This window comes from Parasphingomonas halimpatiens (genome assembly GCF_036663795.1).
Lineage (GTDB): Bacteria > Pseudomonadota > Alphaproteobacteria > Sphingomonadales > Sphingomonadaceae > Sphingomonas.
On record NZ_JAXOJP010000022.1, the window covers coordinates 45,816 to 65,876 of the forward strand.

Consider the following 20,061-nt stretch of genomic DNA (forward strand, 5'->3'; position numbering starts at 1 on the left):
GGGCGATCGGCTACGAACGCGGGTGATGACCAACGCGGGGGGCAAGGTATTCGATGAGCGGCGCAGCCCCTCGCCGCGCATTCACGGCACCATCGCGCACGATATCGGCGTCGAGATCGTCAGCGGCGTGCGCAAGCCCGGCGACGTGTTCGGCGGCGAGATCGAGGCGAGCGAGGCGCTCGGCGTATCGCGCACCGCCTATCGCGAGGCGATCCGCATTCTCGCGGCCAAGGGGCTGATCGAAAGCCGGCCCAAGGCGGGCACGCGCGTCACGCAGCGCAGCCGCTGGAACCTGCTCGATCCCGATGTGCTGGGCTGGGCGTTCGAGGGAGAACCCGACACGGGCTTCATCCTCGATCTGTTCGAGCTGCGCAGCGTGATCGAACCGGCAGCCGCCGCCTTTGCCGCACGGCGGCGCAGCGACGACGATCTCGCCACCATCGCGACGGCGCTGGACGAAATGGCCGCACATGGCCTTGCCGACCAGCGCGGGCGCGCGGCCGATCAGCGTTTCCACCACGCGATCCTCGCGGCGGCGAACAACGCGCCGCTGGCCTCGCTGGCGAGCAGCGTCGGCGCCGCGGTGCGCTGGACGACACAGTTCAAGCAACGCAAACGCGCGCTGCCGCGCGATCCACTGCCCGACCATGCGCGTGTTTTCGCGGCGATCGAGGCAGGCGATGCCGAGGCGGCGCGTGACGCCATGGCCGAGTTGCTGCGCCTCGCGCTCGCCGACATGGGGCTGGCATTGCGCGCCTGAGGCGTCAGGCGCCTGACCGTCAACGCCTGATCATCAATCCCTGACCGTCAGTGATTGTCGCGCGGCAGGCCGCGCGTCTGGGCGATCCGCTGATAGGTCTCGGCACCTTCGAGGATCGCGCCGCTGCCGAGCTGGCCGACCACCGCGCGCTGGATTTCCTGCCACGGCGTCTGCGACGCGGGATAGCGGAAGCCCCCCGCCGCTTCGAGCGCCTGCCGCCGCGCCGCGAGTTCGCCCTCGTCGAGCAGCACATCGGCGGTGCCGCGGCGCAGGTCGATCCGCACCCGGTCTCCGCTGCGCAGCAGCGCGAGCGCGCCGCCCGCCGCCGCCTCGGGCGAGGCATTGAGGATCGACGGGCTGCCGCTGGTGCCCGACTGGCGGCCGTCGCCGATGCACGGCAACGCATGGACGCCGTCCATGATGAGATGCGCCGGCGGCCGCATGTTGACGACCTCGGCCGCGCCCGGATAGCCGATCGGCCCGGCGCCGCGCATCACCAGCAGCGTGCCCGCGGTGATGCCGGTTGCGGGATCGTCGATCCGCGCGTGATAATCCTCCGGTCCGTCGAACACCATCACCGGCCCCTCGAACGCATCGGGATCGCCCGGCGTCGCAAGATAACGCGCGCGAAACTCGGGCGATATCACGCTGGTTTTCATGATGGCGCTGTCGAACAGATTGCCCGTCAGCACGACGAAGCCGGCGGCGGCCATCAGCGGGTCGCCGAACGGACGAATGACCTTTTCGTCCTCGATCGCGACGTCGCGGCAATTGTCGCCGATCGTCGCCGCGTTGACCGTCATCGCACCCTCGGCGATCATGCCCTGCTGCATCAATTGCGCGACGACCGCCGGGACCCCGCCGGCACGGTAGAAATCCTCGCCGAGATATTCGCCCGCCGGTTGCAGATTGACGAGCAGCGGAATGTCGAGCCCATGCGTCTGCCAGGTCTGCAACGGCACATCGACGCCGACATGGCGCGCGATCGCGGTGAGATGGATCGGCGCGTTGGTCGAGCCGCCGATCGCCGAATTGACGGCGATGGCGTTGAGAAAAGCGTCGTGCGTCAGAATGTCGGAAGGCTTGAGGTCCTCCGCGACCATCGCGACGATGCGCTTGCCGGTGCGCCAGGCGACCTCCTGGCGGTCGCGATAGGGTGCGGGGATTGCGGCCGAGCCGGGCAGCGACATGCCGAGCGCTTCGCACAGCGAGTTCATCGTCGTCGCGGTACCCATGGTGTTGCAATAGCCGGTCGAGGGCGCCGACGAGGCAACGAGCCGGATGAATTCGGCATCGTCGATTTCGCCCGCCGCGAGCAGCTGACGCGCCTTCCACACGATCGTGCCCGATCCGGTGCGCTCGCCCTTGTGCCAACCGTTGAGCATCGGGCCGACCGACAGCGCGATCGCGGGGATGTTCACCGTCGCCGCCGCCATCAGGCAGGCCGGCGTGGTCTTGTCGCAGCCGATCGTCAGTACCACGCCGTCGAGCGGATAGCCGTAGAGCGTCTCGACCAGCCCGAGATAGGCAAGGTTGCGATCGAGGCCGGCGGTGGGCCGCTTGCCCGTTTCCTGGATCGGATGGACCGGGAACTCGATCGCGATCCCGCCGGCTTCCCTGATGCCCTCACGCACGCGCTCGGCGAGGACGAGGTGATGGCGGTTGCACGGCGACAGATCCGAGCCGGTCTGCGCGATGCCGATGATCGGCTTGCCCGATTGCAGTTCCTCGAGGCTCAGCCCGAAATTGAGATATCGCTCGAGATAGAGCGCGGTCATGTCGATATTGTCGGGGTTGTCGAACCACGCACGGCTGCGGAGTCGGGGTCTGGCAGATTCGGACATTCACGGACTCCGGCTTGACGTCTTACGCCGCGCATATACTCAGACAATTAAGAGATCAATGAAACATCGCCTCACGATGTGGTCTCGCGCACGACACCGCGCGCGTAACCCTCACCAACTCCACATAGTGCCGTCCTCGAGTCGGTTCACCGGCAGGAAGGCGCGGCTATATTCATAGGTCGCGGCCAGTTCTTCGTCGATATCGACCCCCAGCCCGGGCGCGTCGCCGGGGTGCATCATGCCGTCGGCGAAGGAATAGGCATGCGGGAAGACCGCGTCGGTCTCGGGCGTGTGGCGCATATATTCCTGCACGCCGAAATTGGGCACCGACAGGCCGAAATGCAGTGCGGCGGCCATACACACCGGCGACAGGTCGGTCGCGCCATGGCAGCCCGTGCGAATCTGGTAGAGATCGGCGAGCGCGGCGATGCGGCGCAGATGCGTGATGCCACCGGCATGGACGACGGTCGCGCGGATATAATCGATCAGCTGGTTCTCGATCAGCCCCTTGGCGTCCCAGATCGAGTTGAAGATCTCGCCCACCGCGAGCGGTGTGGTGGTGTGCTGGCGGATCAGCCGGAAGGCGTCCTGATTCTCGGCCGGCGTCGCATCCTCCAGCCAGAACGGACGATAGGGTTCGAGGTCCTTGCCGAGCCGCCCGGCCTCGATCGGCGTCAGCCGGTGGTGGATATCGTGCAGCAGATGCACATCCCAGCCCAGCGCCTCGCGCGCCGCCTTGAACAGCTCGGGCACGACGCGCAGATATTTGCTCGTCGACCAGACATTCTCGCTCGGCAGGTCGGCATCGGCCGGCTCGTAGAAATAGCGGTCCTTCGACACGCCATAGGTCGAGGCCATGCCCGGCACGCCGCATTGCAGGCGGATCGCCTTATAGCCTTGCTGCTGATAGTCGCGCGCCACCGCGACCGTCTCGTCGATCGACACGCCATTGGCATGGCCATAGACCATCACGCCTTCGCGCGACGCGCCGCCGAGCAGCTGGTAGAGCGGCAGCCCGGCGATCTTGCCCTTGATGTCCCACAAGGCGGTGTCGACCGCGGCGATCGCCGTCATCGTCACCGGCCCGCGCCGCCAATAGGCGCCCTTGTAGAGATATTGCCAGATGTCCTCGATGCGGTGCGCGTCGCGCCCGATCAGGCACGGCACGACATGTTCGCTGAGATAGCTGGCGACCGCCAGTTCGCGCCCGTTGAGCGTCGCATCACCGACCCCCGTGGTGCCGTCGTCGCAGACGATCTTGAGCGTGACGAAATTGCGCCCCGGACAGGTCACGATGACACGGGCGGAAACGATCTTCGGCATGGCGAGTCCCTCAGGCGATTTCGAGCACGGCGGTTTTTAGCGCCGCCGAACTTGGCCCGGCCATGATATCGAACAAGCCGGGTTCGACGACTTCCTCCATCGCCGCATTCCACAGCGCGAACGCCGCGGGGCCAAGCGTGAAGCGCACCGTCCGCCGCGCGCCGGGCGCCAGGGTGACGCGTTCGAACGCCTTGAGCTCGAGCACCGGCCGCGTCACCGACGAGACCTGGTCGCGGATATAGAGCTGGACGACCTCGTCACCGGCGCGCGCGCCGACATTGGCCACGTCAACCTCGACCGTCACCGTCCCGCCGACCGCGATGCGCGGCGCCGACAGGCGCGGTTCGCCGACGGTGAAGCGGGTGTAGCTGAGGCCATGGCCGAAGGCGAACAACGGCGCCTTGTCGTCGAACAGATAACCGCGCCGCGCCGAGGGCTTGTGGTTGTAGAAGAACGGCACCTGCCCGACATCGCGCACCACCGTCACTGGCAGCTTGGCGCCGGGATTGACGTCGCCGAACAATATCTCCGCCATCGCGGTGCCGCCTTCCTGGCCGGCATACCAGCATTCGAGCAGCGCGTTCGCGCCGCTTGCGATGCGCGGCCATGACGGCGGCCGGCCGTTGATCGCCAGCACGACGACCGACTTGCCCGTCGCCTTCACCGCCTCGAACAGCGCATTCTGCTCGCCGAGCAAGTCGAGGTCGGTGCGGTCGCCGAGATGGTTCGGTGCATAACCCTCGCGGCTGGTCTGCTCGGTATCGCCGATCGCCAGCAGGACGATGTCGGCGCGTTGCGCGACCGCCACCGCCTCGGCGATCAGCTGGCGGTTCCGCGCGGGATCGGCGAGCAGCACCTCATTGGCCGAACGATCCTCGCTCTGCGTGATGAACACGCCCTGGGCATGAAGTACCTCGGCCTTGCCGGCGAGGCGCGCGCGCACGCCGTCGAGCAGCGCCACGGTGCTGCGCGGAATCGACGAATACCCCCCCAGCCGCGCGACGGCAGCGTTGGGGCCGATCACCGCCACGCGGCGGTGCGCGCCCGGCGTCAGCGGCAGCGTGCCGTCATTGACCAACAGCGCGATCGAGCGCCGCGCTGCCTCCAGCGCCAGCGCGCGCGCCTCTGCATTGGCGGTGAGCGACGCTGCCGCCACCGCATCGGCCTCCCCGGCCTCGAACAGCCCGGCACGAAATTTGAGCGTCAGCATCCGCCGGCAGGCGGCATCGACCAGCGCAACCGGCACCTTGCCGGCGCGCACCGCATCGCCCAGCCCGCGATAGGCGCGCCCGTCGGGCAGGTCGCAATCGACCCCGGCGAGCAGCGCGCGGTGCGCCGCCCCATCATTGTCGGCGGCGATGTGGTGAAACGAGGCCAGTTCGCCGATCGCGGCATAATCGGACACGACCGCACCGTCGAAACCCCATTCTCCGCGCAGCACATCGTGCAGCAGCCAATTATTGGCATGGCTCGGGACGCCGTCGATCTCGTTGTACGACGGCATCACCGCGCCGATATCGGTGCGGCTGACGACCGCGCGGAACGGCGGGAAGAAGGCGCTGCGCAATTCGCGCTGGCCGATCGGTGCCGGCGCGACATTGTTGCCCGCCATTGGCTGACCGTGCCCGGTCATGTGCTTCAGCGTCGCAAACACCTTGCCCGGGGCGAGCGTCTTGCCCGTGCCCTGCAAGCCGGTGACCGCCGCGACGCCCATCTCGCCGCACAAATAGGGATCCTCGCCGAAGGTCTCCTCGATCCGCCCCCAGCGCGGGTCGCGCGCGATATCGACCACCGGCGACAGCGCCAGCACGGTGCCGTGCGCGCGCACCTCGCGCGCGGTCACCGCATTGACGCGCTGCACGAGATCGCGGTCGAAACTGCCGGCCAGCGCAATCGCCTGGGGGAAGCTCGTCGCCTCGGGCGCCATATAGCCGTGCAGCGCTTCCTCGTGGAACAGGATCGGGATGCCCAGCCGCGTGCGCTCGCGCGCCCAGCGCTGCGCTGTATTGACGAAGGCGATGGTATCGGCGGGCTTGCGCCAGCGCCCGGTGACGTCGGCGGCAGTGTTGGTCGCGGTCGCCGCACCGCCGCGATCGGACGGCCGTGCGATCTGGCCGATGCCGTGCGGATAGGCCTGGTCGGCGAGCGCGGGATCGAAGGCGCGCGCCGCGTCCATCACGTCGCGCTTGGTGGTTGACAGCGTGATCAGCTGCGCGACCTTCTCGTCGAGCGTCATCCGCCCCATCAGGTCGTTGACGCGCAGGTCGATCGGCGCGCGCGGGTCCTTGTAGAGTGGCCCCGCCGCCGCCATCGCCATGCCGGGCGCCAGCGCGAGCACCGAGGTCGAGCCCATCCAGCGCAGGAAATCGCGACGACTGGTCATGCCGTCACCGTCAGCATCGCGCTTTGCAGCTCGACCGAATTGGGACCGGTCATGATCTCGAAATCCCCGGGCTCGACGACGCGTTGCATATGATCGTTCCACATCTGAAGACTCTCTGGCGTAAGGCGCAGGGTGACGGTGCGGCGCTCGCCCGGCGCGAGCGTGACGCGGCGAAAGCCCTTGAGCTCCCTGATCGGCCGCGTGACCGACGACACCATGTCGCGCACATAGAGCTGGACCGTCTCGTCGCCCGCGCGCGACCCGACATTGGCCACATCGACCGACACATCGACCCCCGCGCACGGACCGATCGACGATGCCGATAACCGCGGCGCCGACAGCGCGAAGCGGGTGTAGCTGAGCCCCCAGCCGAACGGGAACAACGGCGCGCAGTCGGCAAACAGGTAACCGCGCCCCTGCGACGGCTTGCGGTCATAGGTCAGCGGCAATTGGCCGACGTCGCGCGGGATCGTCACCGGCAGCTTGCCGCCGGGATTGGCGTCGCCGAACAGCAGCCGCGCCAGCGCGGTGCCGCCCTGCTCGCCCGGATACCACGCTTCGATCAGCGCGTTGGCCTGCGCGGCGATCGTCACGGTCGAGGCCGGCCGGCCGTTGATCAGGATGACGGTGATCGGCTTGCCGAGCACCTTCAGCGCATCGAACAATTGCTGCTGCTCGCCGACCAGATCGAGGCTGGCGCGGTCGCCGAGATGGCTGTCGGCCCAGGCCTCGCGGCTGGTCTGCTCGGTATCGCCCAGCGTGAGCACGATCCGGTCGGCGCCGCGTGCGACCGCGACTGCCTCCTCGATCAGCCGGCGATTGGCGGCGGAATCGGCCAGCCTGACCTCATCGGCCCACCAGTCGTCATTCTCGGTAATCTTCACACCCTGCGCGAAGACGATCGTCGCCGCCGTGCCGGCGCGCGCGCGCATCCCCTCGAGCAACGATACGCTGTGCGGCGGCTGGCCATAATAGCCACCGAGCCGCGCCACCGCCGCGCTCGGCCCGATCACGGCGATGGTGCCCTCGGGCCTGAGCGGCAGCATGCCATCATTCTTGAGCAGCACGGCGGTGCGTTCGGCGGCGACGCGCGCCAGATCACGCGCGGCGGCCGTGTTGGTCGCGGCGATCGCCGTCGCGACATCGCGATAGGGATTTTCGAACAGCCCGGCGCGAAACTTGAGCGCGAGCATCCGCCGCACCGCCGCGTCGATCGCGCTTTCCGGCACGCGCCCGCCGCGCACCGCCGCTTCCAGCGTGCCGTAGGAGCCGCCATCGGGCAGGTCGCAATCGACCCCGGCGGCCAATGCCAGCGACGCGGCGCCGGGCAAGTCAGCCGCGACATGATGCAGATCGTGGAGCTGGTCGATCGCGAAATAGTCGCTGACCACCGCGCCCTGATAGCCCCACTCACCGCGCAGCACGCCCCGCAGCAACCAGACATTGGCGTGGCTGGGGATGCCGTCGATCTCGTTATACGATGCCATCACCGCCGAGATCGCGGTGCGCTTCACCACCTGTTCGAACGGCGGAAAGAAGCGCTCGCGCAGTTCGCGCTCCGACAGCGGCGCCGGCCCGACATTGGTGCCGCTCTGCGGCGCGCCATGCCCGGTCAGATGCTTGAGCGTCGCGAACACCTTGCCCGGCGCAAGCGTGGCGCTCGTCCCCTGCAACCCCTCGACCGCCGCCACGCCCAGCTCGCCGCAGAGATAGGGATCCTCGCCGAAGGTCTCCTCGATCCGCCCCCAGCGCGGGTCGCGCGCGACGTCGACCACCGGCGACAGCGCGAGGCTGACGCCGCGCGCGCTGATTTCCTGCGCGACGACCGCGTTGATCGATCGCACCAATGCCGGGTCCCATGACGAGGCCAGCGCGATCGCTTGCGGAAAACTGGTCGCGCCGAGCGCGGCGTAACCGTGCAGCCCCTCCTCGTGGAACAGGATCGGGATGCCGAGCCTGGTCCGCTCGACCGCCCAGTGCTGCAGCGCGTTGACCAGCGCGATCGTCCGCTGCACGTCGCGCCCTGGCACCACACGCGGGCTGACCGCTCCGTTCGCGTCCGACGGGCGCGCGAATTGCCCGATGCCATGCGGGTGGACGGCCGGCAGTTTGGCGGGGTCGAGTTCGAGCTTGTCGTCGAAGATCGCCGTCTTGGTCAGCCACACGCAACCGATCTGGGCGATCTTTTCGGCCACCGTCATGCGCCCCAGCAGATCCTCGACGCGCGCTGCGACCGCCAGCTTGGGATTGCGAAACGGGAAGGCGGCGGCGGTCGGGGAATCGGCGCGGTCCGGGTCGGGGGCGAGCGCGACGTCGTTGGCGCGGGACATGCGCGTTTCCTCCCCTGGACCAATGTCTGACACGTGGCATTGCTGACGATGCCATCGTTGTGGTAGCGTTACCATGCGCTCGCGACGGACGGCTTGTCAATGTCCGCACGACAGCGCGATGGCGGCAACGACCGGGCGAACAGAGGATGAGGATATGATCGGTATCATTCGCTGGCTATCGCTCAGCCTCGTCGCCACAATTGCCCTCATCAACGCGACGCCGGCCTGCGCCGAAGACGGCTACGACCTCTGGCTGCGGTACCGCCCGTTACCCGCGGCGCAGGCCGCCGCGTTGCGCGCGCAAGCCGTCGTCGTGCGTGGCGATTCCGCGACATTGCGCGCCGCCGCCGCCGAGCTGCGCCGCGGCCTGTCGGGAATATCGGGCTCATCCGCCATCGTTCAGCCCGCGCGCGCCACCAGAAAGGTCGTGCTGGCGACGACCGACGACCGCGCGGTTGCCGCGCTGCGCTTGCCGATCGCCGGGCTCGGCGACGAAGGTTATCTGGTCAGGACCCTCACGCTCGATGGCCGACGCGTCACGCTCATCACAGGGAACACCGATCACGGCGTCCTCTACGGCAGCTTCGCCTTGCTGCGCTGGCTCCAGCAGGGCCACGCGCTTGCCGGGGTCGACCTGCTGTCGACACCGAAGATCAAACTTCGCGTGCTCGATCACTGGGACAATCTCGATCGCAGCGTCGAGCGAGGTTATGCCGGCCAGTCGCTGTGGGACTGGTGGACGCTCCCCGATTATCGCGACCCGCGCTACACCGACTATGCCCGCGCCAATGCCGCGATCGGCATCAACGGCACGGTGCTCAACAACGTCAATGCCAAGGCCGACAGCCTGACCGCGCCCTACATCGCCAAGGCCGCCGCGCTCGCCGACATCTTCCGGCCTTACGGCATCAAGGTCTATCTGACCGCGCGCTTTACCGCGCCGATCGAGCTTGGCGGGCTCAAGACCGCTGACCCGCTCGATCCGGAGGTCGCCGCCTGGTGGCGCGCCAAGGCCGACCAAATCTACCGCGCCATCCCCGACTTTGGCGGTTTCCTCGTCAAGGCCAATTCGGAAGGCCAGCCGGGCCCGCGCGATTACGCCCGCAATCATGCCGATGGCGCCAACATGCTCGCCGCCGCGCTCGCGCCGCATGGCGGCGTCGTGATTTGGCGCGCCTTCGTCTACGCGCAGGACAATCCGGTCGACCGCGCACGCCAGGCGTTCGACGACTTCCAGCCGCTCGACGGCAAATTCGCCGCCAATGTGCTGGTGCAGGTCAAGAACGGCGCGATCGATTTCCAGCCGCGCGAACCCTTTCATCCGCTGTTCGGCGCGATGCCGCGCACGCCGCTGATGCTGGAATTCCAGATCACCAAGGAATATCTCGGCCAGGCCACGCACCTCGCCTATCTCGGGCCATTGTTCGCGGAGACGCTGCGCAGCGACACGCTGGCGCGCGGCCCCGACTCGACCGTCGCGAAGGTTGTCGACGGCACGCTCGATGGCCACGCGCTGACCGGCATGGCGGGCGTCGCCAATATCGGCACCGACCGCGACTGGACCGGCTCGACCTTCAACCAGGCAAATTGGTACGCCTTTGGGCGCCTCGCCTGGGACCCCGATATCTCCCCGGATACGGTCGCGCGCGAATGGGCGGCGATGACCTTCGGCCCGCGCCCGGCGCTGGTCGATCGTATCGCCGCGATGATGGCGGGCTCTCGCGAAGCAGTGGTCGATTACATGACGCCGCTCGGGCTCGCCCATCAGATGGCGACGGGCCACCATTATGGCCCCGGCCCGTGGATTTCCGACCTCGCGCGGCCGGAATGGAACCCGGCCTATTACAACCGCGCCGACAAGGCCGGTCTCGGCTTCGACCGCACCGCGACGGGCAGCAACGCCATCGCGCAATATGCCGCCGGCGTGGCGCGGCTGCTGGCCGATCCCGCGACCACGCCGGAACGTGAGCTGTTATGGTTCCACCATCTCCCCTGGGACCATCGCATGGCGTCTGGCCGCACCTTGTGGGACGAGCTGGTCGCGCATTATGATCGCGGTGTGGCGGATGTCGCAGAGATGCGCCGCGACTGGGCCACGCTGGCGCCGGAGATCGATGCCGAACGCTTCACCAAGACCGCGACCCTGCTCGTCGTCCAGGAACGCGAGGCGCGCTGGTGGCGCGACGCCAGCCTTGCTTACTGGATGTCGCTCAACGGCCTCGCGCTGCCGCCCGGCGCCCACCCGCCGGCGCACGATCTCGCCTGGTACAAGGCGCAACATTTCGCCTATGCGCCGGGCAACCCCTGACCCAGCCGCCTGGCGCATGCGCAACGAAATATCCGCTTCCGATCATCAGCGCTTGCGTCTCCATCTTGCAGCCGCCTACCGGTCGGTCATAGTCGTCGTCCGGAAAGGACCGTTATGAAAGAAATTCGCGGCTCGCGGCGGCATCACAACGTCCCGACGATTGCTGATGTCGCCCGGCAGGCGGGGGTCTCGCCGATGACCGTGTCGCGCGTCATCAACGCCAATGAAAGCGTCAAGCGCGAGACGCGCGAACGCGTCGAGGCAGCGATCGCCGCGCTCAACTACGCGCCCAACGCTGCCGCGCGGACGCTCGCCGGCGGCGAGGAGATCCGCATCGGCCTGCTCCACTCCAACCCCAGCTTCGCCTATCTCAGCGCGTTCCTCGTCGGCAGCCTCGACCAGGCGAGCCGCAGCAATGTCCAGCTGGTGGTCGAGAAGTGCGACGAGCTCGGGCAGGAACAGGCAGCGATCGACCATCTGCTCAAGGGCCGGGTCGATGGCATCATCCTCCCGCCGCCACTGAGCGATTCGCCCGAGGTGCTTGCCGCGATCGAGCGGGCGGGCGTACCGATCGTCGCCGTGTCCACCGGCCGCGCGCCCGACTGGGCACTGTCGGTAAGCATCGACGACTTCCAGGCCGCCTATGACATGACACGGCATCTCGGCGAACTCGGGCATCATCGGATCGGCTTCATCACGGGCAACCCCGATCACACGGCCAGCGCCGAACGCCTGGCCGGCTACCGCTCGGCGCTCGCCGATCTGAAGCTGCCGGACGCGCCCGAACTCGTCGCCCAGGGGCTGTTCACCTATCGCTCGGGGCTCGACGCCGCCGATCTGCTGCTCGATCTCGAGACGCCGCCAACCGCGATCTTCGCCTCCAACGACGACATGGCCGCAGCCGCCGTCGCGATCGCACACCGTCGCGGGCTCGACGTGCCCGGCGACCTGACGGTATGCGGCTTCGACGACACCGTATTGGCGACAACGATCTGGCCCGAACTGACCACGATCCGCCAGCCGGTCATCGAGATGTCGCGCACCGCGGTCGAATTGCTCGTCCACGCCATTCGCATGGCCAAGGCCGGGCGTTCGGCCGATATCGGCGAGCCGCACGTGCTCGCCGCCTATACGCTGATCCGCCGCCAGTCCGACGCCGCGCCGCGCCGCCGCCCGGCGACGCAGCGCGCGCGGACGCCGCGATAACTCAGCCCGGCATGTCCTCGAGTTCGCGGCCGCGCGTCTCGTTGACCAGCGCCTTGACGAAGAAGAACGAGACGAACGCGCTGGCGGCGTAGAATCCATAGGTGATCGGCAGTCCGATATTCGCCGCCAGCCACGGGAAGCTGACGCTGATCCCGAAATTCGCGCCCCATTGCGCGAATCCCGACACCGCCAGCCCCGAACCGCGGATCTGCGTCGGGAACATCTCGCCCAGCATGACCCACATAATCGGGCCCCAGCTGAGGTTGAACAAAGCGGAATAGGCAAGCGCGCTGCCGAAGGCGAGCTTGCCGATGCCCGGCGTCATGTGCAGCCCGCCATCGCTCATCGTCGCGGTCGAAAAGGCATAGGCCATCAGCGCCAGCGTAATCGCCATGCCGCACGAACCGATCAGCAGCAGCGGCTTGCGGCCGATGCGGTCGACGGTGAAGATCGTCAGCACGCAGGCGCCGATCGAAACCAGCCCGGAAATGATGTTGATGATCAGCGCGTCGTCCTCGCTGAAACCGACCGAACGCCACAGCACCGCACCATAATAGAAGACGATGTTGATGCCGACGAGTTGCTGGAACACGGCGAGGCCGATCCCCGCCCAGACGATCGGGCGGACCTTGCCGCCGGCGTCGAGCAGATCGGAGAGTTTGGGGCGGTGATGGTCGGCGGCGAGGCTGCTGCGGATTTCCGCGACCTTCTCGCGGGCGTGCACGGCGCCGAACAGCTTGGTCAGCACGACCTCGGCCTCGGCATCGCGGCCCTTGAGCACGAGATAGCGCGGGCTTTCCGGGATGAGCAGCAATGTGAAGAGATAGATCAAGGCCGGGATGACCTGCAGCCAGAACATCCAGCGCCACGCCGGATAATCCAGCCACAGATCGCGCGTCGATCCGCCGGCGCTGTGCGCGAGCGCGTAATTGGCGAAGAATGCGCCGGTCAGCCCGGTAATGATCATGATCTGCTGGACGCTCGACAGGCGACCGCGAATGTTCGCCGGCACGACCTCGCTGATATAGACCGGCGCGAGCACGCTCGCCGCGCCGACGCCGAGACCGCCGATGATCCGCGCGACGATGAACATCACCGAGGAGGTCGCCGCGCCCGCGCCGAGCGCGCTGCCGACGAACAGCACGGCGGCGATCATCATCACCCCGCGCCGCCCGATCATGTCGGCAAGGCGACCGGCGATGAACGCGCCGGCGGCGCAGCCGAGCAGGATCGCGCCGACATTCAATCCGGTGCCGAGCTTCGACAGGTCGAAGGTCTTTTCCAGCCCCTCCTGCGTGCCGTTGATCACGCCGCTGTCATAGCCGAACATGAAGCCGCCGATCGTCGCCACCGCGACGATCAACGCAATGAAGGCCATGTTGACCCGCGCCGTGGTGGCCCCCGCCGAACCGGGCGCCGAACTTGTTGGTGTTGCCGTTGTCATCGTCTCACCCGCTCCTGTATTTTCTCGTTTTTCGTTTTTAGTTTTCTTGTTCTCGTTCAGACCTTCGCCGGCGTGACCGGCAACCCCGCGACACCAGGGTCAAAGGCGAACAGGTCGCCGGCCTGGGGCTGGGCGCGCAGCTCGCTTTCGCTCAACCCCTTGCGTGCCGTCGTCGCATAGGCGGTGCGCAGCCCGGGGCCGCCAAAGGTCATCTTGGTCACATTGGCGACGGGGAAATGCACCGTGCGCACGAGCTTGCCCGCCGGATCGTAGCGCCGCATGCCCCAGCCGGCATAAAGCGCGGTCCACAGGCAACCCTCGGCATCGATCACGGTGCCGTCGGGATAGCCGGCGCCTTCCTCGATCGTGACATGCGCCACGGGCTTGCCCAGCGACCCGTCGTCATGCACCGGCACGCGCCAGATGACCTTGCCGAGCGTGTCGGTATGGTAGAGCGTCCGGGCATCCGCGCTGACCGCGGGGCCATTGGTGATCGCGACCGCCGGCAGGCCGGTATCGACGCAGGTGCCGTCGGCGCAGCGATATAGCCGTCCGGTCACCTTGCTCTCGCCATTGTCCATGCTGCCGAACCACAGCCGCCCGCGCGCATCGGTGGTCGCATCGTTGAGGCGATTGCCCGGCTGGTCGGGTTCGGGATGATGCAGCAGCGCGAAGCTGCCGGCCTCGGGATCGAAACGAAACAGCCCGGTCTGCAGCCCGACGATCATCCCGCCCTTCGCCGCTGGCAGCACCCAGCCGACCTGCGCCTGCGTATCCCAGTGGCGCAGCTGCCCGCCCACCGGGTCGAAGCGATAGACGCGCTGGCCCTTGATATCGACGAACCACACCGCGTCGCCGAACCACAATGCGCCCTCGCCGAGCGTCGCGGCGACGTTCGCTACCGAATGGACATTGTCAGCCATGATTTACCGCCACCCTGCATCGACGAAATATTCGTGCCCCGTGCACATCCGTGCATCGTCCGATGCCAGGAACAGCGCAAGGGCGGCAACGTCGGCCGGCTGGATCCGCCCCGGCAGGCACTGCGCCGCGACGATTTCGTTCTCGCCCTCGGGCGTATACCATTGCTCCTGGCGCGGCGTCTGGACATTGCCCGGGACGATCGTCGTGACGCGGATGCCGTCGCGGCCAAGATCGCGCGCCATGCTCCGCGTCATGCCCTCGATCGCCGCCTTGGCGGTCTGGTAGAGTACGAGATCGGGCAGGCCGAGATGCCAGCTGATCGAACCGAAATTGATGATCGCGCCGCCGCCCGCCGCCTTCATCGCCGGGATCACCGCCTGCGCGGCGAAGAACAGATGGCGCAAATTGGTCGCCATGCGCTCGTCCCAATAGGCCGGCGTCACCTCGCCGATCCGGTGCCGGTCGTCATTGGCGGCATTGTTGATCAGGATATCGATCCCGCCAATCGCCGCCGCGATCCGCCCGATCGTCGCCGCCAGCGAGTCCAGATCGCGCAGGTCGCAGGCGTGGAAGCCGCCCGGCGCGAAGCGCGACGCGATCGCCTCGCCGGCCTGCTGGTCGATGTCGATGAATGCGACCCGCGCCTTCTGCGCCGCGAACGCCTCGACCATGCCTGCACCGATGCCCGTCGCACCGCCGGTCACCAGCACACGCTTGCCGGCAAGGCTGGGATAGCTGGCGCGGGCGCGGCGTTCTTCGATCACTGCCATCGCCGTCACTTGATCGTCTCCAGCAGGCCGCGCCGCGCGAGATTGGCCATCAGCGCGCCGATGCCGAACGCCCAGGGGTCGGCGTCGCGCGACGTCGTCACGCGGTTGACCAGCCGGCCGAGCCGCGCGCTTTCGATCGTCACCCGGTCGCCGATCTTGTGGGTGAAGCCACGCCCCGGCTCGTCGCGATCCTGCACCGGCGCAAACAGCGTGCCGAGAAACAGCACGAAGCCATCGGGATATTGATGCTCGCTCAGCGTCTGGCGCACCAGGTCGAGCGGGTCGCGGCTGATCTCGGCCATGTTGCTCACGCCATCCAGTTCATAGCCGTCCTCGCCATCGATACGCAGCCGCACCTCGGCATGGCGCACATCGTCGAGCGTGAAGCCGTCGTCGAACAGGCGGACCAGCGGCCCGAGCGCACACGACGCATTATTGTCCTTGGCCTTGCCCAGCAGCAGCGCCGAGCGCCCCTCGAAGTCGCGCAAATTGACGTCGTTGCCCAGCGTCGCGCCAACCGCCTGCCCCCGCGAATCGACCAGCAGCGCGATTTCCGGCTCCGGGTTGTTCCAGGTCGAATCCGAGCGGATGCCGATATCGGCATCGGCGCCGAGGCTGGCGAGCACCGGCGCCTTGGTGAAGACCTCAGCGTCGGGGCCGATCGCCACCTCGAGATATTGCGACCACAAACCGTCCTCGATCAGCGCCCGTTTGAGCGCCGCCGCTGCGGGCGATCCCGGTACGACCGAGCGGATCGATCCGCCGACGCGCGCTTCGAGCCGCGCCCGGATCGCCGACGCCGCCGACCAGTCGCCGCGCGCACGCTCCTCGATGACGCGCTCGATCGCCGACACCGCGAAGGTCACGCCGGCCGCCTTGACGCATTGCAGGTCGACAGGACTGAGCAGTCTGATGGTCTTGATGTCGAAGGCGCCGAGCGCGATGCCGCCAGCGCCGGAAAAGTCCCCGGCCTCGATCAGCGCCGCCACGGTCGGCGCGACCCGCGACATGTCGAAGGTCTGGCCGCCCAGCACGAGGATCGGACTGGGCCCGTCATCGGTCAGCATCCGCCCGACAAACGCGCCTGCCACCCAATCAACCGGTAGCGTCGACGCGTTCGCGTCGGCAACGGCCACCATATCCCCTCCACTCGACTTGAACGCTTGATAGCGCTACCAACACTAGCGATGCGGGGCTGTCAAGAGCGACCGCATGCAAGGGAGAGACGTGCGATGAAAGCAATTCGCGTACTGATCATCGTTGCCGCGGCGGCCTTTTCGCTCGGCGCGACGCCGCGCCCCGCCGACAATTGGGTCGGAAGCTGGGCCGCGGCACAACAGATACCCGAGGATCGCAACGCCCTGCCCGAGGCCGATCTGCAGGATTCCAGCCTGCGGCAGGTGGTGCGGCTGTCGCTCAGCGGGCGGCGGCTGCGCGTCCTGCTCAGCAACGCCTTTGGCACCGCACCGCTGCTGGTCGGCGCGGCGCATGTCGCGCGCGCGCCGGCCGCCGACCGCGCGGCGATCGACCCGCGCAGCGATCGCGCGCTGACCTTCGATGGCGCCCCGTCGGTGCTGATCCCCGCCGGTGCGAGCTACTGGTCGGATCCGGTGACGCTCGACGCGCCGCCGCGTGCCATCGTTGCGGTGACGATCTACCTGCCGCGCGCGCCGCAACGCCAGACCAGCCATCCGGGCTCGCGCGCGACCAGCTATCTCGTCCATGGCAATCATGTCGCCGACGCCGACCTGCCCGGCGCACGGCATTTCGAACATTGGTACCAGCTCGCCGGCATCGCGGTCGCTGCGCCACCGCCGGCCGCCGCGATCATCGCTTTCGGCGATTCGATCACCGACGGTCACGGCGCCACCGATAATGGCAATGATCGCTGGCCCGATCGCCTCGCCGATCGGCTGCAGGCAACGCCGGCGATGCGCGGCCACGGCGTGCTCAACATGGGGCTCGGCGGCAACCGCCTGTTGCTCGACGGGCTCGGCCCCAACGCGCTGGCGCGCTTCGACCGCGACGTGCTCGCGCAACCCGGTGTGCGTCACCTCATCCTGCTCGAGGGCATCAACGATCTCGGCACGTTGACGCGCGACGCGCCGGCGGACGCTGACGCGCACGCCGCGCTCGTCGCACGGATGATCGGCGTCTATCGCCAGATCGTCGCCCGCGCGCGCGGCGCCGGGATCAGGGTCTATGGCGCGACGATCCTGCCCGATGGCGGGTCGGCTTATTACCATCCCGATGCGTTGAACGAGGCCGACCGTCAGGCGGTCAATGCCTGGATCCGCGCCCCCGGCCATTTCGACGCGGTGATCGACTGGGACGCCGTGACGCGCGACCCCGCCGATCCGCGCCGCATGCGCAAGGAGCTCGATTCAGGCGACGGCCTGCATCCCTCGGCGGCGGGCTATCGCGTCATGGCCGCGGCCATCCCGCTGGCGCTGTTCCGCTAACGCCGCGCCGGGCTGGACCTCGGCCCGGCGATCGGCGAGACATCGGACATGCACCCCGGAGCCCTCGCCCCTATCGCCGCGCGCCGCGCATCGGCGCGGTGCTGAGCCGATGCCGGCCGCCTTCTGGCTCGCGCTGGCGATCGTCGCGGAAGTGATCGCAACCTCGTCGCTCAAGGCGTCGGCGGCGTTCACCCGGCCGCTGCCGTCACTGGTCGTCGTCCTCGGCTACGCCACCGCCTTTTACTGCCTGTCGCTCGCGCTGCGCACCATGCCGGTCGGCATCGCCTATGCCCTGTGGTCGGGTGCCGGCATCGTGCTGGTCACCGCGATCGCCTGGATCGTCTATGGGCAAAAGCTCGACGCGGTGGCGCTGGCCGGCATGGCGTTGATCATCCTCGGCGCCGCACTGCTCAACCTGCGCGCGTCGCACGGCTGAGGCTGAACTTAACTCAATAGCATTTGCCGGGCATGGCGGGTTGAAAGCGCGCCGGATCGATCCCGCGCCGCGCCAGGCTTTCCTGCAGCGCGATCACCGGCGCGTCGCGTGCCTCGTCGGTAAGCTGGAAGGTGCCCCAATGGATGCCGATCGCGCGCTTCGCCTCCATGTCGAGCATGATCCGCACCGCCTCGTCGGGGTCGACATGCTGCGCCGCCATGAACCAGCGCGGCGCATAGGCACCGATCGGGATCAGCGCGAGGTCGGGCGCGCCATAGCGGCGATGCATGGCACGGAAGATCGCGCCGTCGCCATAACCGGTGTCGCCGGCGAAATAGACCTGCGTGCCGCCGCTGCGCAGCATGAACCCACCCCACAGCGCCAAGCCCCGGTCGCCGATGCCGCGCGCCGACCAATGCTGCGCCGGGACGATATGCACCTCGGCGCCGCCGCCAAGCTCGACCCGGTCGCCCCAGTCGCCGCTGGCGATCCGCGCCGCCGGCACCGCGCGCCTGACGATCGCGTCATTGCCCAGCGGCGTGACGATCAGCGGCCGGTGCACCGCCACGAGCCGCCGCAACGTCGCGATGTCGAGATGGTCGTAATGATTGTGCGACAACAGCACCGTATCGATCGGCGGCAACTTGTCGAAGTCAATGCCCGGCACGGTCACGCGCTTCGGCCCGACGAGCTGCGTGGGGCTCGCCCGCTCGGACCAAACCGGGTCGGTCAGGATATTGCGCCCGGCGAACTGGATCAGCAGCGTCGCATGTCCGACTGCGGTCACGCTGAGTCCGGCGATGCGCGGTTCGGGCACGCTCGGCGCCACCGCCACGCTGCGCGGCCAGGCGGCTGCTTTCTCGCGCAATTTCCAGCGCAGTACCTGCCCCAGCCCGCGATCGGTCGTGGCATGGCCGGGATTGAAGAAACGCGTGCCGTCGAAATGGTCGCTCGGCGGACCCTGATAATATCTGTTCATTCCGCGCGGCGCGTCCCTTCGTGTCTCGGGCATAGATGGGTGGGCGGCGGCGCATCGACCAGTAGGCGCCGCCGATCCGTCGCCGACCCGCCTATAATGAGACAGATCGCTCGGATTATTCCTTACACCGCACTGCGGTTTGCCACCCGTCGCGGCGTCTTTCCCATGAGCTTGGCAGGGGATTTGCGTGGCGACGACAGGGTATCAGGCGACGCGTATGCTCTATCGGCGGCACAGCCACCGCCTGCCGTCGCTCGATACCGTGCTGCGTTACGTCGCACCGGCGATTTCACTGCTCGTCCTCGGTGCCGCGATCCTCGCACTGCGCCTGCTCGATTTCCACGCCGTGTTCGCGATGGTGCCGCGCAGCCCGGTCTTCTGGCTCGTCTTCGTCGCGGTCTACGTCACACCCATCGCCGCCGATTACGCCATCTATCGCCGCATCTGGCGCCTGCCGCTTCCCGGATTGGTGCCGCTGACGCGCAAGCTGATCGGCAACGAACTGGTCACCGGCTATGTCGGCGACGCCTATCTCTATAGCTGGGCGCACCATCATGGCATCGCCGGCAAAAATGGCCTGCGCACGATCAAGGACGTCGCGATCCTGTCGGCGGTGGCGAGCAACCTCACGACGATCCTCGCCGCGGCGCTCGCCTTTCCCTATCTCGGCCTGCTCGCGCTCCACATCCCGGCCTGGACCATCGCCGCCGCGGTCGCGCTGGTGCTCGCCCCGCCGCTCGTCGCCTTGCTGTTCGGGCGCCAGCTGTTCAGCCTGCCACCCGTGCTGCTGCGCTGGGCGCTCGGCGCGCATCTTGCCCGCGCGCTCGGTACGACCGTGCTGACCGCCTTGCTGTGGCATCTGGCGCTTCCCGAGGTCGCGCTCAAATGGTGG

Annotated in this window: 14 protein-coding genes; 5 read left to right on the forward strand and 9 right to left on the reverse strand. The window is 68.0% G+C overall.

What is annotated here, in order from left to right; translation table 11 throughout:
- Positions 1 to 25 precede the first annotated feature (25 nt).
- Positions 26 to 760, forward strand: a complete 735-nt coding sequence (locus U1839_RS18695) for a FadR/GntR family transcriptional regulator (protein ID WP_332805092.1) — start codon at positions 26 to 28, stop codon at positions 758 to 760.
- A gap of 47 nt (positions 761 to 807) precedes the next feature.
- Here U1839_RS18695 and U1839_RS18700 read toward each other — a convergent pair whose 3' ends face one another.
- The 4 genes from U1839_RS18700 to U1839_RS18715 all read right to left on the reverse strand — a co-directional run bounded on the left by U1839_RS18700 (position 808) and on the right by U1839_RS18715 (position 8,640).
- Positions 808 to 2,604, reverse strand: a complete 1,797-nt coding sequence (locus U1839_RS18700; protein ID WP_332805093.1) for an IlvD/Edd family dehydratase — start codon at positions 2,602 to 2,604, stop codon at positions 808 to 810.
- A 111-nt stretch (positions 2,605 to 2,715) separates the two neighbouring features.
- The gene (gene manD / locus U1839_RS18705) at positions 2,716 to 3,927 is read right to left on the reverse strand and encodes a D-mannonate dehydratase ManD (RefSeq protein ID WP_332805094.1); all 1,212 of its coding nucleotides are present in this window, start codon (positions 3,925 to 3,927) and stop codon (positions 2,716 to 2,718) included.
- Between the two features lie 10 nt (positions 3,928 to 3,937).
- The gene (locus tag U1839_RS18710) at positions 3,938 to 6,310 is read right to left on the reverse strand and encodes a glycoside hydrolase family 3 N-terminal domain-containing protein (protein WP_332805095.1); all 2,373 of its coding nucleotides are present in this window, start codon (positions 6,308 to 6,310) and stop codon (positions 3,938 to 3,940) included.
- On the reverse strand, positions 6,307 to 8,640 hold the full coding sequence (locus U1839_RS18715; RefSeq protein ID WP_332805096.1) for a glycoside hydrolase family 3 N-terminal domain-containing protein: 2,334 nt from the start codon (positions 8,638 to 8,640) through the stop codon (positions 6,307 to 6,309). The genes U1839_RS18710 and U1839_RS18715 overlap by 4 nt, the downstream gene beginning before the upstream one ends.
- A 154-nt stretch (positions 8,641 to 8,794) precedes the next feature.
- Here U1839_RS18715 and U1839_RS18720 point away from each other — a divergent pair, with 154 nt between their 5' ends.
- Together U1839_RS18720 and U1839_RS18725 are read left to right on the forward strand one after the other, a co-directional pair.
- Positions 8,795 to 10,948, forward strand: a complete 2,154-nt coding sequence (locus tag U1839_RS18720; protein WP_332805097.1) for an alpha-glucuronidase family glycosyl hydrolase — start codon at positions 8,795 to 8,797, stop codon at positions 10,946 to 10,948.
- Positions 10,949 to 11,062: 114 nt separating this feature from the next.
- Positions 11,063 to 12,154 carry a LacI family DNA-binding transcriptional regulator gene (locus tag U1839_RS18725; RefSeq protein WP_332805098.1) on the forward strand — a complete coding sequence of 364 codons (1,092 nt, stop codon included), beginning with the start codon at positions 11,063 to 11,065 and terminating at the stop codon, positions 12,152 to 12,154.
- A 1-nt stretch (position 12,155) separates the two neighbouring features.
- Here the strand turns inward: U1839_RS18725 and U1839_RS18730 are convergent, their stop codons facing one another.
- Genes U1839_RS18730 through U1839_RS18745 form a run of 4 tightly spaced genes read right to left on the reverse strand, consistent with a single transcriptional unit; the run spans position 12,156 to position 16,431 of the window.
- Positions 12,156 to 13,598 (reverse strand): sugar porter family MFS transporter, encoded by a 1,443-nt coding sequence (locus tag U1839_RS18730; protein ID WP_443030639.1) that lies wholly within the window; start codon positions 13,596 to 13,598, stop codon positions 12,156 to 12,158.
- A gap of 56 nt (positions 13,599 to 13,654) precedes the next feature.
- Positions 13,655 to 14,521 (reverse strand): SMP-30/gluconolactonase/LRE family protein, encoded by an 867-nt coding sequence (locus tag U1839_RS18735; protein ID WP_332805099.1) that lies wholly within the window; start codon positions 14,519 to 14,521, stop codon positions 13,655 to 13,657.
- A gap of 3 nt (positions 14,522 to 14,524) precedes the next feature.
- Entirely contained in the window at positions 14,525 to 15,292 is a 768-nt protein-coding gene (gene xylB / locus U1839_RS18740) for a D-xylose 1-dehydrogenase (RefSeq protein ID WP_332805118.1), read from the reverse strand.
- A gap of 5 nt (positions 15,293 to 15,297) precedes the next feature.
- Positions 15,298 to 16,431 carry a fumarylacetoacetate hydrolase family protein gene (locus U1839_RS18745; RefSeq protein ID WP_332805100.1) on the reverse strand — a complete coding sequence of 378 codons (1,134 nt, stop codon included), beginning with the start codon at positions 16,429 to 16,431 and terminating at the stop codon, positions 15,298 to 15,300.
- A gap of 93 nt (positions 16,432 to 16,524) precedes the next feature.
- Between U1839_RS18745 and U1839_RS18750 the strand changes: the two genes are divergently transcribed.
- Complete coding sequence (locus U1839_RS18750; protein WP_332805101.1) at positions 16,525 to 17,754, forward strand: SGNH/GDSL hydrolase family protein; 1,230 nt, start codon at positions 16,525 to 16,527, stop codon at positions 17,752 to 17,754.
- A 109-nt stretch (positions 17,755 to 17,863) separates the two neighbouring features.
- The gene (locus tag U1839_RS18755; protein WP_332805102.1) at positions 17,864 to 18,190 is read left to right on the forward strand and encodes a DMT family transporter; all 327 of its coding nucleotides are present in this window, start codon (positions 17,864 to 17,866) and stop codon (positions 18,188 to 18,190) included.
- Positions 18,191 to 18,203: 13 nt separating this feature from the next.
- Here the strand turns inward: U1839_RS18755 and U1839_RS18760 are convergent, their stop codons facing one another.
- Positions 18,204 to 19,169, reverse strand: coding sequence for an MBL fold metallo-hydrolase (locus tag U1839_RS18760; protein WP_332805103.1), 966 nt, complete (start codon positions 19,167 to 19,169; stop codon positions 18,204 to 18,206).
- Between the last annotated feature and the right edge of the window lie 892 nt (positions 19,170 to 20,061).

Bases quoted from the DNA above. Each gene is read 5' to 3' on its own strand.
- U1839_RS18750 (WP_332805101.1), top strand. From the start codon at position 16,525: ATGAAAGCAATTCGCGTACTGATCATCGTTGCCGCGGCGGCCTTTTCG.
- U1839_RS18735 (WP_332805099.1), bottom strand. From the start codon at position 14,521: ATGGCTGACAATGTCCATTCGGTAGCGAACGTCGCCGCGACGCTCGGC.
- U1839_RS18725 (WP_332805098.1), top strand. From the start codon at position 11,063: ATGAAAGAAATTCGCGGCTCGCGGCGGCATCACAACGTCCCGACGATT.
- manD (WP_332805094.1), bottom strand. From the start codon at position 3,927: ATGCCGAAGATCGTTTCCGCCCGTGTCATCGTGACCTGTCCGGGGCGC.
- U1839_RS18760 (WP_332805103.1), bottom strand. From the start codon at position 19,169: ATGAACAGATATTATCAGGGTCCGCCGAGCGACCATTTCGACGGCACG.
- U1839_RS18745 (WP_332805100.1), bottom strand. From the start codon at position 16,431: ATGGTGGCCGTTGCCGACGCGAACGCGTCGACGCTACCGGTTGATTGG.
- U1839_RS18695 (WP_332805092.1), top strand. From the start codon at position 26: ATGACCAACGCGGGGGGCAAGGTATTCGATGAGCGGCGCAGCCCCTCG.
- U1839_RS18715 (WP_332805096.1), bottom strand. From the start codon at position 8,640: ATGTCCCGCGCCAACGACGTCGCGCTCGCCCCCGACCCGGACCGCGCC.
- xylB (WP_332805118.1), bottom strand. From the start codon at position 15,292: ATGGCAGTGATCGAAGAACGCCGCGCCCGCGCCAGCTATCCCAGCCTT.
- U1839_RS18710 (WP_332805095.1), bottom strand. From the start codon at position 6,310: ATGACCAGTCGTCGCGATTTCCTGCGCTGGATGGGCTCGACCTCGGTG.
- U1839_RS18755 (WP_332805102.1), top strand. From the start codon at position 17,864: ATGCCGGCCGCCTTCTGGCTCGCGCTGGCGATCGTCGCGGAAGTGATC.
- U1839_RS18730 (WP_443030639.1), bottom strand. From the start codon at position 13,598: ATGACAACGGCAACACCAACAAGTTCGGCGCCCGGTTCGGCGGGGGCC.
- U1839_RS18700 (WP_332805093.1), bottom strand. From the start codon at position 2,604: ATGTCCGAATCTGCCAGACCCCGACTCCGCAGCCGTGCGTGGTTCGAC.
- U1839_RS18720 (WP_332805097.1), top strand. From the start codon at position 8,795: ATGATCGGTATCATTCGCTGGCTATCGCTCAGCCTCGTCGCCACAATT.